This window comes from Proteus sp. G2669, from assembly GCF_009915245.1.
Classification (GTDB): Bacteria; Pseudomonadota; Gammaproteobacteria; order Enterobacterales; family Enterobacteriaceae; genus Proteus.
On the sequence record NZ_JAABLX010000050.1, the window covers coordinates 13415 to 29782 of the forward strand.

The window sequence follows — 16368 nt, forward strand, 5'->3', positions numbered from 1 at the left end:
TATTGCAAAATGAGATTTTTATCGACTTTTGCACCAAAAAATGGTTTATAAAGTATTAAATATACTTTTAGTCGCTAAATCCTGACAAAAGTATGTTAAAAATATATTAATTAAATGCGGTGAATATTGATAACAGAATGAAATAATTTTGTTTCATCACTTGCTAATATTTTGTTCTTTTTACTTGCAAACGACCTGTAGAGGTTTTTTTTGGGAATTTAAGATGCAATCTACTCACTCAAAATCTAGCCGAACTTTCTTTGGCCACCCATATCCATTAAGCTCCCTTTTCTTCACTGAAATGTGGGAACGCTTTTCTTTCTATGGTATTCGCCCATTATTAATTCTATTTATGGCGGCAACCGTTTATGAGGGTGGCATGGAAATCCCCAGAGAGCAGGCATCTGCTATTGTGGGTATTTTCGCAGGTGGTGTTTATTTAACATCGCTACCTGGAGGTTGGCTGGCTGATAACTGGTTAGGTCAACGCCTAGCTGTATGGTATGGCTCTATCTTTATCGCATTAGGGCACCTATCCATCGCACTTTCTGCGTTTTGGTCAGAAGATCTGTTCTTTATCGGTTTATTACTGATTGTATTGGGCACAGGATTATTTAAAACCTGCGTCACAGTAATGGTAGGAACCTTATATAAAAGGGATGATACTCGCCGTGATGGTGGATTCTCCTTATTTTATATGGGTATCAATATGGGCTCATTTATTGCACCACTCATCACCGGTTTCTTAGTGCGTGATTATGGCTGGCATTGGGGCTTTGGTATTGGTGGAATTGGTATGCTTGTTGCGTTACTGATTTTCCGCTTTTACGCAGTACCGACCATGCGTCGCTTTGATAGTGAAGTAGGTTTAGATTCAAGCTGGGATCGCCCAACGGTTGTTCGTCGTAATGTCGGTCAATGGATTTTAGCGTTATCTGTCGTTCTTATGGCAATTGTTGGCCTTATCATTTCTGGTGTTATTCCTTTTAACCCAGTTGCTGTGGCTAACTTTATGGTCTATGTGATTTCCGGTAGTGTTATCGCCTATTTTATCTATTTATTCCTATTCGCAGGATTAAGTAGTAGTGACCGTTCTCGCTTATTTGTTTGTTTCCTTTTATTGGTTTCAGCCGCCCTTTTCTGGTCTGCATTCGAACAAAAACCGACATCATTTAACTTATTTGCCAATGACTATACAGACTTAAACTTTATGGGCTTTGAGATCCCTGCAGTTTGGTTCCAGTCTGTAAATGCCTTGTTTATTATTGTTCTTGCGCCTGTCTTTAGTTGGTTATGGCCAATGATGGCACGTAAGAATATGAATTTAAGCAGCATCACTAAGTTTGTGATTGGTATTTTATTTGCAGCGGGTGGCTTTACCGTCATGATGTTTGCATCTGAAAGCGTTATCGCAACAGGACAAAGTGTATCACCACTTTGGTTGATTGGTAGCATCTTATTGCTGACATTAGGCGAATTATGTCTAAGCCCAATTGGCCTTGCCACAATGACTATTTTAGCCCCAGCAAGAATGCGTGGGCAGGTCATGGGATTATGGTTCTGTGCAAGCGCATTAGGTAATTTAGCCGCTGGTTTAATGGGCGGAAATATTCGTCCAGACAAATTGGATGTAATGCCTGATTTCTTCTCTCATGTTTCTATCGCACTGGTTATTTGTGCCGTTGTTCTTGCTGCACTAATTATTCCAGTTCGTAAGATTTTACAAAGCGCAGATAGCAAAGAGAAAGCACAAGCTTAATTTCAGTTGCTCATTATTGAAGCCATGCCTCATTTGCTTAGGCATGGCTTTTTGCTTTTATACCCTGTTATTTAAAGGTGATTTTTATATATTGCACCTAGTATTTAAAACACTTAATCTCATTATCTTCTATCGATTGATAATTTATCACTAAGGTAATGGAATGACTGTTCTTCCTATTTATTATGTTAATGCCTTTTCTTCTACACCTTTTTCAGGGAATCCCGCAGCTGTCGTTTTGTTAGAAGAATGGTTGCCAGATGCCACCTTAATTACACTTGCTAGTGAGATTAATTTACCTGAAACCGCTTTTTTAGTGGATGATCACATTCGCTGGTTTACACCAAAAATAGAAGTACCATTATGTGGACATGCCACATTAGCCACCGCATTTGTATTAAAAACGATCAAACACGCTCCAGATAATTTATTTAAATTTCATTCACTTTCAGGTGAGCTCACCGTCTCTTGCCAAGATTCATTTTTTACGCTTGATTTTCCAACCATTCCAGCAACGTTAAATAACGGCATAAAATCACAACTCGAAACACAACTTAATTTAATCATCAATGAAGTTTGGCAAGCACATGATCGTTATGTCTGCTTTTTATCTGATCCAAAAACAGTCATTAACTACCAACCTGATTTCACTCAAATCGCACAGTTAGATTTACCTGGCGTTATTATTACAGCTAAGGGCAATAAACCTTTTGATTTTATTTCTCGTTTCTTTGCACCTGTAAAAGGGGTTAATGAAGATCCCGTTACTGGTACGTCTCACTGTGTATTAGCTCCTATTTGGAGTAATAAGCTAAATAAAAAACAATTACACGCAAGACAAGTCTCAAAACGAGGTGGAAATATCGACTGTGAATTAAAAAATGGTCGTATTCTACTTACCGGTGACGCGACTCTTTTTCTAGCAGGTGAAATTACCTTTTAATTACTGACGACATTATCAGCCATTCATCTACTTTGCTTTCAATTTACTCTATTTTATACTGTGGGGAAAATTTCCCTACAGTATCAAAAAGAAGAAGGCTTTATTGTTATGTCTATCTCTGACTTATCTCCTGAACTGCAAGATAAAATCAAAAATTCAGTTACTCGCGTTTCTAAAGTTATCTTTCCAACCACAACTAACCATCACTCCACACTCTTTGGTGGTACTGCATTAGCTTGGATGGACGAAGTGTCATTTATTACCGCCACACGCTTTAGTCGTAAACGCCTAGTGACTGTCTCAACCGAAAAGATTAACTTTAATCATCCGATCCCATCAGGCACGATTATTGAACTAGTCGGTGAAGTTATTCGTGTTGGACGTACTAGCTTAACGGTTAATGTCTCAATTTTTCTGGAAGATATGTACGCTGAAGGACGAGAAGAAGTGATCCATGGCCAATTTAATTTTGTAGCTGTCGATAATGCCGGAAAACCCACGCCATTATTCGACAAATAGCCTCTTATAAAGAGTACTATCTCTCTTTTGACCTGCCTTAATTAAAAAGTACATGATTTTATTATGTCGTAAATTATTCTTAGTAAGAACAAGACATTAAAATAATTAATTCAAATGGATATTTTTCAATCAATGATAAATATTCAATAAAATCAAATAGTAATAAGATTACTAACATGTAAGACAAGAGTTATCCACAGTTAATGTGGATAACTGTATACAACAGAGAATTAGAGAACACAGATCTTTATTACTGAAAATTCAATCTGACAAACTGTTAATTTCATTCCCATTTTTGCACTTTCAGCAATAACTATATCAACAGAGTGTGAATATCTTCGGCCCACTTCAAGCGCCAAATCGATGGAAGGTTCAATGAGCAATATTACGCCAACATCCTCATTATCCCCAGAGAGGTCAGTAAGCGATCTTATTTGAATGAGTGGTTTCATTATATTGTTAGCAATTTCTTGCGCTTTATCTGTTGCGGCTTGATTTACTCTTACTTGCTTTTCTATACAGCCACCACCAGAATGAAGATAGATCATGATAGTCTCATTATAAAAACAAAGGTCGTTATCCTTATTATTCAAATCGACGGCATAAAAGCCAGTCAATCCTATAAGAAAAAACGACCTTATTTCTCATTATTATCCTAAGCAATATTATTTAGTAGACACTTACCAGCCATAAGAAACACCACCACCGACAACACCGCGATCTTCCGTATTCCATGAAGCTGAAACACGAATAATTGCACTTTCTGTTATTTGATACTGAGCACCTGTTGCAAGTGCATTAGCATCTCGATAATTACCAACCCCCACACCTAAACTAAAAGTGTGAGCCGTCACATAGGGAATATTCGCCATAGCTGCAACGGAAGCGATACCAGCACTTGCTCTCTTATCTGCCTTATCAATTTTATTATCCATATTTTTCAGTGCAATATCGTTATCAATAAAGATATTTTTAATTTTATTATTGGTATATTCATTTGCAATAGAGATAGAGTCATGTTTTGATCTTTCTATATATTCCTTCAACGATTCATCTCTCTCACTAATAATGCTATTAGTGATATTAATATACTCATTTCCTTTTTGAGTAATATACTTCTCACGCTCCTTTATTATTTTTTCATTATTTTTTCCAATAAGCCCTTCCATACCCGATGCTATTTTACTAATTTCTATATCCGTATAACTATTAGCACTTTTTTCTGATGCTTTAACTTGCCCTTCTGTTGATATTGTAATTTCATTTCTAACATTATCAATATGCTCAACTATTTTTACATCATGCTGATTAACTTTAAAATCAGTATACTCTTTACCACTATTTTCAACTTCAATAAATCTATTGTTTGTGTAATTTTTAATATCCTTTTCAGACTCACTAATTTTATTATCAGTATAAGACTCAACACCGGCTTTCATGTCTGAAAGTTTATCTTCGGTATAAAGGTAGAATTCATTTTTTTCTTCATTGATATAATTAATAATTGTATCTTGATGTTCGTTTATTTTACTATCAGTATATTGATTTGATTTTTTATTTGCATCATCAGCCAATACCTTTGCTTTAGATTCACTTTGTTTTAATACAGCTTCACTTGCTTTAGAGATATCATTTTGTATTACTTTGTTATTTTCATTTATTTGAGTTGTGGTTGCTTTGAGTAGAGTATTTTTTTCTTGCTCAATTTTATCATTGATGACGACATTATTGTCACGAATACGCTTATCAGCTTCAATAAGAATATTATTTTTCTCTTCTTGCAGTTGAGAAACATTCACCGCATCTGTATCTTGTGTTCCTGCTGCAACATTAATAATTTGTCGCTGATTTTTATCACTGCCTATTGATAGCGTATTATCTCGATTATTACTGCTTTTATCACCTAATATAATAGCATTACTTGCTGTTCCTGATGACTTACTGCCAATAAGGACCGAATTTTCAGCGCTATCTGAAAGGCGGCTTCCACTGCCTAATATCACCCCATTTTCCGCATTATTTATTGCACCTTTACCTATACTAATTGCATCCTTACCTTCACTATAAGCTTGAGAGCCAATAGACAGTGAACCTTCGCCAATAGCCATTGCCCCACTTCCTAATGACAATGCATTATCCCCTATTGCCGTACTTTTATGACCGATTGCTGTTGCATTTTTACCTTCAGCGCCGGCATTAGCTCCAATCGCTGTTGATTGGTCTGAATGTGCCCACGTATTATATCCAACTGCTGTCGCCTCATTACCATCTGCTTTACTATCTCCACCTAATAAAGTGGTATTGTTGGCATAAGAAAATGTAGATGAAAATAATATAATAGCCAATAGTTTCATCTTAAAACTTATATTGCAAATCATATTTATATCACTCCATAATTAATAAACTCATACATAGAGTAATATGTATTTTATTTTTTACACATTATATATTTTACAAAATAATTTAATTCCACTCAGGAATTTCATTATAAATGAATAATAACATCTATATATAATTAGATAATCAATGAAAAAATAAATTACTATTTTTTATTTTCAAAATAAAATCAACCACTAAAGAAAAAAGACAAATAATAAAAAAACAAGAATAATATTTAATATTAAAAACAAGATCCATTTTAATAAAATTAAAATGTTTTAAATTTTGAGATAAAGATCAAATAATAATAACGTTATTTTTTTATATTTTAATAGCATTATAAATTTATATTACAACAATAACTAAGTATAAATCCCTAAACATTTTTATGTTTAGGGATTTATGTTTATTCAATAAAAGTCGCTTCTGCGATTAATAATTTATCAATTGAGGATTGACATAAATAAGGCCTAAGAGCTTCAAATTTTTTCTCTGACCATTGATAAATTTTTAACGATAAAAGTTGCTCAATCACATTTGGATCAAAACGGAATTTAAGATGTTTCGCTGGCGTTCCACCTACAATACTATAAGGCTCCACATCTTTGGAAACAACACTATTAGCAGCAACAATAGCCCCTTCACCAACAGTGACTCCAGGCATTATCATTGCACGCATTCCTATCCATGCACCATCCTGAATATGAGTATCACCTTTACCTATATAAGCTTCTTCAATTTTATCCATAAAAGGATATAGAGAGAACCAGTCCATACGATGAGTATGGTTTCCGCCCATTAATATAACGGCTTGTGCACCAATACAAACATAATCACCGATATATAATTTATCAATTTCCCATAATGGTTCCCATTGCAGGCTAACTTCATCACCATAAAGATAGCGCACAACAGAAGCTTCAAAACCCTCATCCCAACAATCACTGTAATAGCTATGTTGTCCTTTGATGATAATGTTTTTATTTTTTACTGTTTCATGTAGATATTCTACACGTGACCAATGCTTATTTTTCATAATATGACTCGCTATAAATTAATGAGTCATCAAAGAATGCTTAATTCTCTGATGATGTGTTCGCATTCAAAACACATCGCCTTAAGCTATCCTAGGTTGAAGTAATAAAGGATTTTGTTTCATTTTACTTTATTATCCTGTCTCTTTATTCGATAAACTTATACCACTATTGTTATCTGTCATCATAAGCTTTATTGACGAAAAAACCACGGATAATCTACATAACATTTTATGACTATCCATGGTTTAAGAAATGACTATTTAAAAAAATCTTTACTCCCATGAGGCGCACAACGTAAATATTGAGGCGCAACTTTTATGGTTTGCTTCAGTTTTTCTGCCGCATGCCACGGCCAACGAGGATCGTATAAAATACCTCGACCTAATGCAATAAAGTCAGCTTGCTCTGTTAATAAAATAGCTTCAGCTTGTTCTGGCTCGGTAATAAGTCCAACCGTAATAACTGGCAATTGTGTTTCATTATAAATAGCCTGAGCAAATGGCACTTGATAATTAGGGCCTAGTTTAATATTTTGCTTATCAGATAAACCACCAGAAGAAACATGAATATAATGGCAACCTAACTCTTCAAGATGTTGCGTTAAAGCAACTGTGCTTTCAAGATCCCAGCCACCGTCAACCCAATCTGTTGCAGAAATTCTCACGCCAACACAAACATTATCAGAAACAGCATTTTTCACTCCAACAAAAACATCTGCTAATAACCGACTACGATTATTAAAATCACCACCATACTGATCTGTTCTATCATTTGATAATGGGGATAAGAATTCATGCAATAAATATCCATGAGCGCCATGAATTTCAATAACATCAAAACCTGCTGATTCTGCTCTTTTCGCTGCCTCAATAAAGGATTGCTTTATCTCTTCAATTTCTTCAATAGTCAGAGCATGAGGCTGATGATTTTTTCCAAAAGGAATTGCTGAAGGTGCAACTTTTTGCCAACCATAAGGAGAATCTGGTGCTAATGATCCGCCACCATTCCAAGGTAAATCAGTTGATGCTTTGCGCCCCGCATGGGCGATTTGTATACCAATTTTAGCAGAGGAATATTGCTTAATATTATCAACCAATTTTTTTAATTCACTGCCATGCTGATCAGACCAAATGCCTAAATCTTTATAGCTAATACGGCCTCTCGGTTCAACAGCAGTTGCTTCCACAATCACAAGCGAAGCACCTGATAATGCAAGCTGCCCATAATGCATAATGTGCCACGTTGTCGGATAACCATCTTGTGCTGAATATTGGCACATTGGCGCAACAATAATACGATTATCTAACTGATGGGGGCCTAATTTTTTAGGGGAAAACAACAAACTCATATAAAGCCTCCTGCTACCAATAAGAATTTATGCAAAGAAAATTACTTTGCTTATAAATAAATGGATTTAATATACAAGTTTAAGGCTATCGGATCTTATCCATCAAGGCGATGCCCTACTTCACATTGTGATGATAAATACTTTATTTCTTAGTTATTATTTATTCTTACCTAAACCTTATAGTTATTAAAAAATGTAAAAGTTACTCAATAAACTATCACCTTATTTTAATCTGCTACAACGGAATAAGATATTATTTGAAACGTATAAAACAAGAAATGAACAACATGAAAAAGATCAGCACTAAATACTGATCTTTTTTCTAATTAGTCATTCGATTTTGCAGGCTTAACCAGTAACAGAGAGAAACGTCTTGCGATAGGCAATACAAATAAGACGGTTGGAAAAGCAATCATCCAAGAGATCCCCCAAGAGCTTAACCATGGGGAGATAACATACATACCCATTCCTAACGATTTGACGGTACTAATAAAAGCAACAATACCTGACATAATAAAAGAAAGGAAAAAAGGAACAAGAAAAATCATTGCTCGAGTAGGCAGTTTAGGAATACCTAAAAAATAATTTTTGTCATGAAAAGACATAGTGAAAGACCCCAATAATACGATTGTACAACGGCACATAACTGCCAATACAACAGGCTAAAACTAAGTTATATGCGTTGATTAACGTAAACGCTTACGAGTCTTATTGACTAAACTGTAGGCTAGTTTATTAATAAATATTTTTTTGTCAACTAAATTATTCTATTCTCATCTAGAGAATAAATGATATGAGATAAATATACGTTTCTTTTGTTTTATATAAAATTTATTTATATAATTAAACAATTAAAAATAATAAAAATGAGAAAACATTATCTTGTTTTCTCACACTTTTTTACCAATCTCTTGTTGCAATTAATTCTTCTATATCAGCATCTTTAAAACCATATTCATCAGCAATAATACCAAAATCTTCTGCAATACACTCTCTTGCAACGGTTTCAATCTCACTACCTTCTTCACAAAACTCCTCAGCAAGATCATTAAATTGATCTGTTGTTTCTTGAGTTAAAATATAAAGCTCTGATAAATCTTTAGGTGAAGTCGCTTCAATTTTAAAACACAGTGTTTTAAGTAAATCTTGTCCTTTTTTTACCAGGTGAGCTGGATAATACTCATCATTTTCCATCTCTTTTAAAAAAGAGTGTAAAGCTAAAACTGAATTTTTGATCATGGTGAAATCCTATTTAAGTATTTACCTTAGTGACATTAAATACATGTCCTTTTTCTGGTAAGGATATATTACTTTCTTTAATTAAATGATTCATTTCTGTTACACTGAATTTATACAACTTTAAGAGTAAATAGAATATAGGCAATAAAGTAAAATGAATAAAAAAATACGAATTATTTTTCTTTTTTTGACTATCGCTTTGCTTTCTTTTTTTATTCTTAATTTCTATTTTAAGCACTCCCCTTTAGCAACATGGAAATTTTATGGCAGTAATGGTGAATACATTACAGGTCGTTACTATCCACCAGCAAAAGACAGTGCAACAGATCTCATAATTTCAATTCCAGAAGTTCCAGAAAAAAACGGTTTAAAAATAACAAAATGGGATAATTGTCATTTAAATTTAAACAACGATAACAAAACATTGGATATCTCTTATTTTACAAATGGGCTCATTCAAGCCTCATTTTCCACAGATAATCCAATTTATATGCCTCTAATAGAGCTTAATTTTTATCAGCCTGATGATATGCATTGGTCGATAACTCGTTTAACTGATGGCACTTATAAAGGCTGGATCTGGGATAATGTCGCTAATCAATTAATTCCCATACATTACCAATCTGATAGAACAACATTAATTGAAGGCACTAACTATACACTGATGCCTGGTAGTTATTGGCTATTTCAGCGTTGGGATAATGGAGTATTAGTGGAAGAATACAATTTAGATGATTTACCTGCAAAAGATAACTTTATTCCTGAAAGCGATAAACAACGTCTAGAACACGCAAAAGCAGAATTTCAGAATATAGCGAATGAACTAGCAAAACCGTTAAATTTACCATTTGATTTACATTTATGGGATAACTCATTTTGTGAGTAATAACCACCATGTGAAATGCTCCCAGAGGGATGGGAGCATTTCTGACACAGAATGATTTAATTTATACTAAATAACACCATCTAATTTCATATAAATTCCTTTTAATAAAAATCAAATTCCTTTTAAAACACGAAGTTCTATTGCAAGAGTATAGATGAATAGAGTAAATAATTTAAATCTAATAAAATGTTGCACAACAGGGATATAATAATCCTATTATTTTATTTCAATAAAACAATAAAGCATCATTTTAATAGACATATTAATCAATGAAATTATTTTTTTATATTTATATTATCTTAAATACACCATCACATTTAATCATTCTTAACTAATGTTATATTTCATTTTAAAAAAGCAAGCATCTTAGGTAAATCATTTAAGTTAACTTAGCATAATAATGTGAGAATATACTACCTATAACAAACCAAGAATAGTAATTCTAACTTAATTCGTTTTTAAAAATTAACATTAAATGCCTTAAAATAATAAAATACAAAACAAAACTATCTAGAAACTCCATTCATATTAATACTTTATTTTTAAAGTCGCCTATTTTTAGTAAAAAAAAATATTAAATAAAATCTTATCTTACATTAAGAGTTCATTAATCAAACTTGATTTTACATTTTATTATATTGCTCAATTTTTATTTGGCTCTTATACTTTCTTAAGACGATTTTAGATAGGTATTATTATGAATATTTTATTGGTTGAAGACGATCTACAACTCGGTAAAGCGCTTTGTCGCGGGCTTGAAATTGCCGGTTTTCACCCATGTTGGGTTAGGTTACTTGCTGATGCTCGTGTTCAACTGAGCCAGCGCCCTTTTGATTTAATGCTATTAGATTTGGGTCTACCGGATGGCGATGGACAAGATGAACTTATTGCACTTAGAAAGAACGGCGAAAAAATTCCGATCATCATTTTAACGGCTCGAACTCAAATCGACAATTTAGTACAAACTTTAGATTCAGGGGCTGATGATTTTTTACCGAAGCCTTTCGCTATGCCTGAACTTATTTCCCGTGTAAAAGCAGTTAGCCGTAGAATGGCTGGTTTTTCATCACAAATATGGTCTATTGGGGATTTACAGCTTAATCCTGCAAACCATCAAGTCACCTTAAATGACGAACTGCTTTTATTATCAGGTAAAGAATATCAGTTGTTATACGAATTAATGCGTAATACTGATAATGTAGTGCGTAAATCCGAGTTAGAACAACGCCTATTTGGTTTAGATGATAAAATTGAAAGTAATTCACTTGAAGTCCACATGCATAATTTGCGTAGAAAAATAGGAAAAGAGCGAATTATCACTGTGCGTGGTGTGGGTTATTTATTAAAAAAAGATGCTAACTAAATGAAGATCCGTTCTTTCTTTATTTACACCATTGTTCTTCAAATTATCTCTATTGTTATGCTTTGGGGCGTATGGTTAGCTTGGATACAATTTGATTATCTTGCTGAGTTTGAAAAAATTTATAATAAACAGCAAGAAATTATTGCTGAGGGTTTTGCTAATACCTTAGAGAGTGTTGCTGATCAGCCTGAAGTCCTTAAAGAAATCGCTCATAACTTACAAGGTATGTATATAGATGCCATGCTCAATGGCGAAGATGATGAATTACAATATCTGCCGTGGTTTATTGCCTTAGATGCAAATAATACTCTGATTTATACTAACCGCCCTGAATTACCTATTCCAACCAGAGTGCTTTCATTAGCATCCGAAAAAGTCTCTGTGGCGGGTGAAAAGTGGATCCTCTCTTTTAGTTGGGGAGAAAAACACAAAATAAAAGTATTTATTGGTGAATCCGTTGAAGATAGGGGGCATGTTATAGGTAACCCTGTTGAGGGAACATTTGTGCCCTTTCTGTTTATTCTAGCAACAGTTATTTTTGCTATTTTAATTACAGCTTATTTTAGTTTACGTCCGTTAAGGCAAGCTGCAGAACTAATTTCTAATCGTAAACCTCGTAATTTAACGCCGATTAATGTCGGTCAACAATTTAAAGAAATACGTCCAATCTTTAAAGAATTAAACCAGTTAATGGCAAGAATTGATGCAGCTAATATTCGTGAAAAACAATTTATGGCAGATGCCGCCCATGAATTAAGAACACCAATAGCTGCTGTTATTGCTCAATTACATCTACTCTCTTTAGTAGATGATCAACATGAGCGCGAAGAGATTATTGATGATATGAAACAATCACTTGATAGAGCCGCAGCTCTTTCTCATCAAGTAATTGATTTAGCACGATTAGAATGTGATGATTTTCCACTTAAAATAGAAACCCTTGATATCTATAACATCATTGGTAATGCAATAGCACAACGTGTTCCCTATGCAATTAGTAAAAATATTGAACTATCACTAAATGAAGGGCATCCATTGCCCCTTAAAACTGATAAACAGGCATTACTCTCTATATTTAATAATCTACTTGATAATGCTATTAAATATTGTCCTAAAGGTAGCCAAGTAGAAGTTACTATTGAAAATAGATATGCAGAAGGGGTTAACATTTTTGTGCGTGACGATGGGCCAGGAGTGGCAAAAGAACATATTAATGCCCTTTTTTCACGTTTTTATCGTGTTCCTGGTTCAAATGAAACGGGTAGTGGCTTAGGGTTATCTATTGCACAAAACCTCGCTAATAAAATTCAAGCCTCATTAATTGTGGCTGAAGGACTTAATAATAGAGGTATCGGTTTTATTATCACGCTACCGTTAGAAATAAAACCATCAGAAAATGATTAATTACTTGTTAATTAACAAAATATTAGAAAGGAGGCATTCATGCCTCCTTTTTCTTTTATCACCGTAGCGTTAATTGTTGATTTATTCCCAAAGCTTTATTAGCCAACGTAACCCAGCAGTCACTATTGCGGCACTAAGCACAATCATAATAAATGGCTTTTTTTGCCAAGTGAGAACACCCGCTACCCCGACACCAATAATTTTTGATATATCAGCAAGTTGATTGCCATCAAAAAATGTTGAGGTCGTTGCCACTGAAAATAAAATAACAATTGCTGATAATGAAAGTATCTCTTTTACACGAGGCGAAACACCGGACCTATTGTTAAGCAATATTCCGGAAAGACGCATTGCATATGTGCCAACAGCAAGAATAATAATTCCTGTAATAATAGATGCGGTGGACATTAAATTCTCCTTAGCACAAATAACACGCCAACTAATGACAATAAAACGGGGATCCCTACAGGTAAAAATAGTGTTGTTATAAGAGCAATGGCACTACCAATAATCGCAGCATTACGTGTTAGTTTATTTTTTAATGCTGGCAAACTTAGTGCCAAGATAATAGCGGGGAACATCGCATCTAACCCTAACATCTTAATATCAACAATAAATGATCCTAAATAAATACCTATCATGGTTCCTAAAGGCCAAACAAGTAAAATGCTCAACCCACATGCCCAAAATGCAAGTTTATTCTGTTCAGCTGTTCGTTGAGATAAACCAAATACAACACTTTCATCATTTAATATATGAAAGCCTAATAATGATTTAAGCCCTTTTCCGGGTAAATCTTTTACAGCCATACTGAAGGGAATATGTCGTGCATTAACCATCAATCCAGCAAGCGCTGCATAAATTGCACTTCCTCCCATCGCCACTACACCAATAAAAAGAAACTCAGAAGCGCCGGCTAAAACGAAAATGGATAACACTAATGGCACCCAAAAATCAAACCCTTGTGTATGAGCCAAAGCACCATAAGAGATACCAACAATACCATCTGCTAATGAAACAAGCAGAATGTCTCTAAGTACGTTATTATCAAGCCGACTGTTAATTTGCATAGAATATCGTATTTTTTATTGAACATATCGTTCATTATGTTGAACGATTTATTTTTTTGCAAGATGATTTTAAAGGAAGCTATGATGTCATCGCCTTGTGCGCCTATTGAAATTATTTCTCAGGCCCTTGCCCGAGAGAGAAAAAAAGCGGGCCTTTCGCTTGCTGAAATTGCAAGACGAGCCGGTGTTGCAAAATCCACATTATCTCAATTAGAAGCAGGCCAAGGAAACCCTAGTATTGAAACACTCTGGGCGATTTGTGTTGCATTAAACATTCCGTTTTCTCAACTTATTTCAGCACCACAATCTGAAGTCAAAGTTATTCGCAAAGGTGATGGCTTTAAAATTAGCGCAGAAAAAGCGTATTACCATGCTTTTTTACTTTCATCCTGCCCAATGGGGGCAAAACGCGATATATATACCGTAATTGCTCAACCAGGAAAAGATAGGGTGTCAGATCCTCACAGTAAAAATGTGACTGAACATATTATTATTATTAGTGGTAGTGCAATGGTGGGAACGCTAGATAATCAACAAGAATTGCAACCCGGTGATTACATTTGCTATCCCGGTGATGTTACTCATGTATTACGGGCTTTAGAGCCAGATACAACCGCTGTAATGATCATTGAACATCATAATTAATACAATAAATGATAAATTTACCGCACTGTTATATTGCAATAAAAATCTAAAAACAGTGCGATAAATTCTATTAAGTATATTTGTCTATTCAATTATTTTTTAAGTGCTTTATCAAGGTAGATCTCTCGTAGACGTTGAGACAAATGCCCAACTTTCCCCTGATTAATCTCTTCATTATCGATTGAAATTATAGGCCAAATTAACGTGGTAGCTGAGCTAATAAAAGCTTCTTTTGCTTTTTTAGCTTCATCAAGCGTAAATAAACGCTCAATAACTTTAAGCCCCTCTTCTTGCGCTAATTGAATAATTGCTTGGCGCGTGATACCTGGCAAAATGTCCTGACTCAAAGGTCGTGTAATAATTTCATTATCATGATTTACAATAAAAAAATTACTTGAACTACCTTCTGTTATATAGCCATCTTTTATTAAAATAGCATCATCAGCACCTTGTTGATGTGCATAATGTTTCGCTAAACATGCGGCTAATAATGCAACAGTTTTAATATCACAACGCTGCCAGCGAATATCGTCAATACTGACTACCGAAATGCCTTTTTTGGCATTAGGATGATTAATTACTGTGGAGTGCTGAACGAAGGCAACAATTGTGGAAGGAATAGATGAAGACGGAAAATCAAAAAAGCGAGATGAATCAGTACCTCGGGTTATTTGTAAATAAATAAGCCCTTCATGAAGATGGTTGCTTTCAATAAGTTTTTGATGAATATCGATTAATTGTAATTTCGTGATAGGAAGGGATAATCCTAATTCTTTGCACGAACGCTGTAAACGTTGGAAATGTCCGTCAAAGTCAATGAGTTGACTATCAATAACTGCGGTAACTTCATAAACCGCGTCTGCAAATAAAAAACCACGGTCAAAAACAGATATTTTAGCCTGCTCTTTAGGTACAAACTGATTATTTAAATACACAACATCAGACATTTTACCTCCGTTATAACTTTTATTAACATTTAACCTTAGCCACTACCTTACTCCTTCAATTTTATATTTCAAAGATGATTTATCACCTTCCCTACCTCTTTTTAATTATAGTTTTATTTAAAGAAGTCATGTTATATAAACAAAAATTGCTATAATTTAACTTATGTCCAAAATATAAACATAAAGAGGTTGCTATGTTAGATATTAATAAAAATAATTTATCTCAGCTAACAGAGAAACTGGTTAAAAGACAATGTACCTTAATGAATATTATCGCCACATTGGGCTTTATTGCAGGTTTTATCTGTATTATTAACCCTCTCTCTTCTGGTGTTGTTATCAGTGTATTACTCGGTATCGTTTTCTTTGCCTGTGCAATATCCAGCATTATTGGTGGCTTCAATTCTCAAGTCTCTTCAGGCTGGTCAATGCTCATCACATTATTAGCTGGTTTTATTTATCTTTTGCTGGGCTATATTTTTATTACTGATCCGCTAAACGGTATGCTTAGCCTGGCTTTTTTTATCGGTTTTCTCTTTATTTTTGCGGGGATATTGCGCCTAAATATCGGCTTCAAGCAAATTAAAGATAACTTTTATGGGTGGTTTAATATCTTGGTAGGATTTTTAGATCTCGTTATCGCCTATTTTTTACTTGCGTTTGGGCCTGAAACATCCGTAGCTCTGGTAATGGCATTGATTGGTATACAGCTTATTTTAAGCTCACTCACCATTTTATCGATAACCAGTGCAATAAAAAGAATGACTCGTTAATAGGCTATACAATAATCATATTCTTATTAGTTTTTGCTAAGCAAAGAGCCACATTA

General features: G+C 34.2%; 17 protein-coding genes. 8 read left to right on the forward strand and 9 right to left on the reverse strand.

The genetic code is table 11. From position 1 onward, the window contains the following. Positions 1-223: 223 nt before the first annotated feature. From GWI68_RS14025 to GWI68_RS14035, 3 genes are all read left to right on the forward strand, one after another. Positions 224-1759, forward strand: coding sequence for a peptide MFS transporter (locus GWI68_RS14025; RefSeq protein ID WP_166540692.1), 1536 nt, complete (start codon positions 224-226; stop codon positions 1757-1759). 163 nt (positions 1760-1922) lie between these two features. After that, positions 1923-2702: a PhzF family phenazine biosynthesis isomerase gene (locus GWI68_RS14030; protein WP_166540693.1), complete on the forward strand. Its 780-nt coding sequence runs from the start codon at positions 1923-1925 to the stop codon at positions 2700-2702. 108 nt (positions 2703-2810) lie between these two features. Further along, on the forward strand, positions 2811-3221 hold the full coding sequence (locus GWI68_RS14035; RefSeq protein ID WP_072068555.1) for an acyl-CoA thioesterase: 411 nt from the start codon (positions 2811-2813) through the stop codon (positions 3219-3221). Positions 3222-3451: 230 nt separating this feature from the next. Here GWI68_RS14035 and GWI68_RS14040 read toward each other — a convergent pair whose 3' ends face one another. The 6 genes from GWI68_RS14040 to GWI68_RS14065 all read right to left on the reverse strand — a co-directional run bounded on the left by GWI68_RS14040 (position 3452) and on the right by GWI68_RS14065 (position 9224). Continuing rightward, entirely contained in the window at positions 3452-3769 is a 318-nt protein-coding gene (locus tag GWI68_RS14040) for a hypothetical protein (protein ID WP_166540694.1), read from the reverse strand. 132 nt (positions 3770-3901) lie between these two features. Beyond that, positions 3902-5575, reverse strand: a complete 1674-nt coding sequence (locus GWI68_RS14045) for a YadA-like family protein (protein WP_243733404.1) — start codon at positions 5573-5575, stop codon at positions 3902-3904. A 431-nt stretch (positions 5576-6006) separates the two neighbouring features. Continuing rightward, a complete protein-coding gene (locus GWI68_RS14050) occupies positions 6007-6636 on the reverse strand; it encodes a CatB-related O-acetyltransferase (RefSeq protein WP_109407840.1) in 630 nt (209 codons plus the stop codon). A 257-nt stretch (positions 6637-6893) separates the two neighbouring features. After that, positions 6894-7985 (reverse strand): NADH:flavin oxidoreductase/NADH oxidase, encoded by a 1092-nt coding sequence (locus GWI68_RS14055; protein WP_166540696.1) that lies wholly within the window; start codon positions 7983-7985, stop codon positions 6894-6896. Between the two features lie 326 nt (positions 7986-8311). Next, the gene (locus tag GWI68_RS14060) at positions 8312-8590 is read right to left on the reverse strand and encodes a DUF2798 domain-containing protein (protein ID WP_109407842.1); all 279 of its coding nucleotides are present in this window, start codon (positions 8588-8590) and stop codon (positions 8312-8314) included. A 295-nt stretch (positions 8591-8885) separates the two neighbouring features. Further along, positions 8886-9224, reverse strand: a complete 339-nt coding sequence (locus tag GWI68_RS14065) for a DUF5713 family protein (RefSeq protein WP_166540697.1) — start codon at positions 9222-9224, stop codon at positions 8886-8888. A 154-nt stretch (positions 9225-9378) separates the two neighbouring features. On the opposite strand from GWI68_RS14065, the gene GWI68_RS14070 reads away from it, so the two are divergent. From GWI68_RS14070 to GWI68_RS14080, 3 genes are all read left to right on the forward strand, one after another. After that, positions 9379-10110, forward strand: coding sequence for a hypothetical protein (locus GWI68_RS14070; RefSeq protein ID WP_166540698.1), 732 nt, complete (start codon positions 9379-9381; stop codon positions 10108-10110). Between the two features lie 697 nt (positions 10111-10807). After that, positions 10808-11473, forward strand: coding sequence for a response regulator transcription factor (locus GWI68_RS14075; RefSeq protein ID WP_109407845.1), 666 nt, complete (start codon positions 10808-10810; stop codon positions 11471-11473). Then, positions 11474-12877 (forward strand): ATP-binding protein, encoded by a 1404-nt coding sequence (locus GWI68_RS14080; protein WP_166540699.1) that lies wholly within the window; start codon positions 11474-11476, stop codon positions 12875-12877. Between the two features lie 81 nt (positions 12878-12958). Here the strand turns inward: GWI68_RS14080 and GWI68_RS14085 are convergent, their stop codons facing one another. Then, positions 12959-13285, reverse strand: coding sequence for an AzlD domain-containing protein (locus GWI68_RS14085; RefSeq protein WP_166540700.1), 327 nt, complete (start codon positions 13283-13285; stop codon positions 12959-12961). Continuing rightward, positions 13285-13947 carry an AzlC family ABC transporter permease gene (locus tag GWI68_RS14090; RefSeq protein WP_166540701.1) on the reverse strand — a complete coding sequence of 221 codons (663 nt, stop codon included), beginning with the start codon at positions 13945-13947 and terminating at the stop codon, positions 13285-13287. Before GWI68_RS14090 ends, GWI68_RS14085 begins: the two co-directional genes overlap by 1 nt. Before the next feature lie 84 nt (positions 13948-14031). Here GWI68_RS14090 and GWI68_RS14095 point away from each other — a divergent pair, with 84 nt between their 5' ends. Beyond that, positions 14032-14592 (forward strand): XRE family transcriptional regulator, encoded by a 561-nt coding sequence (locus GWI68_RS14095; protein WP_166540702.1) that lies wholly within the window; start codon positions 14032-14034, stop codon positions 14590-14592. Between the two features lie 92 nt (positions 14593-14684). Here the strand turns inward: GWI68_RS14095 and GWI68_RS14100 are convergent, their stop codons facing one another. Next, positions 14685-15539: a D-amino-acid transaminase gene (locus GWI68_RS14100; protein WP_166540703.1), complete on the reverse strand. Its 855-nt coding sequence runs from the start codon at positions 15537-15539 to the stop codon at positions 14685-14687. Positions 15540-15733: 194 nt separating this feature from the next. Here GWI68_RS14100 and GWI68_RS14105 point away from each other — a divergent pair, with 194 nt between their 5' ends. After that, complete coding sequence (locus GWI68_RS14105; protein ID WP_109407851.1) at positions 15734-16312, forward strand: HdeD family acid-resistance protein; 579 nt, start codon at positions 15734-15736, stop codon at positions 16310-16312. Positions 16313-16368 lie beyond the last annotated feature (56 nt).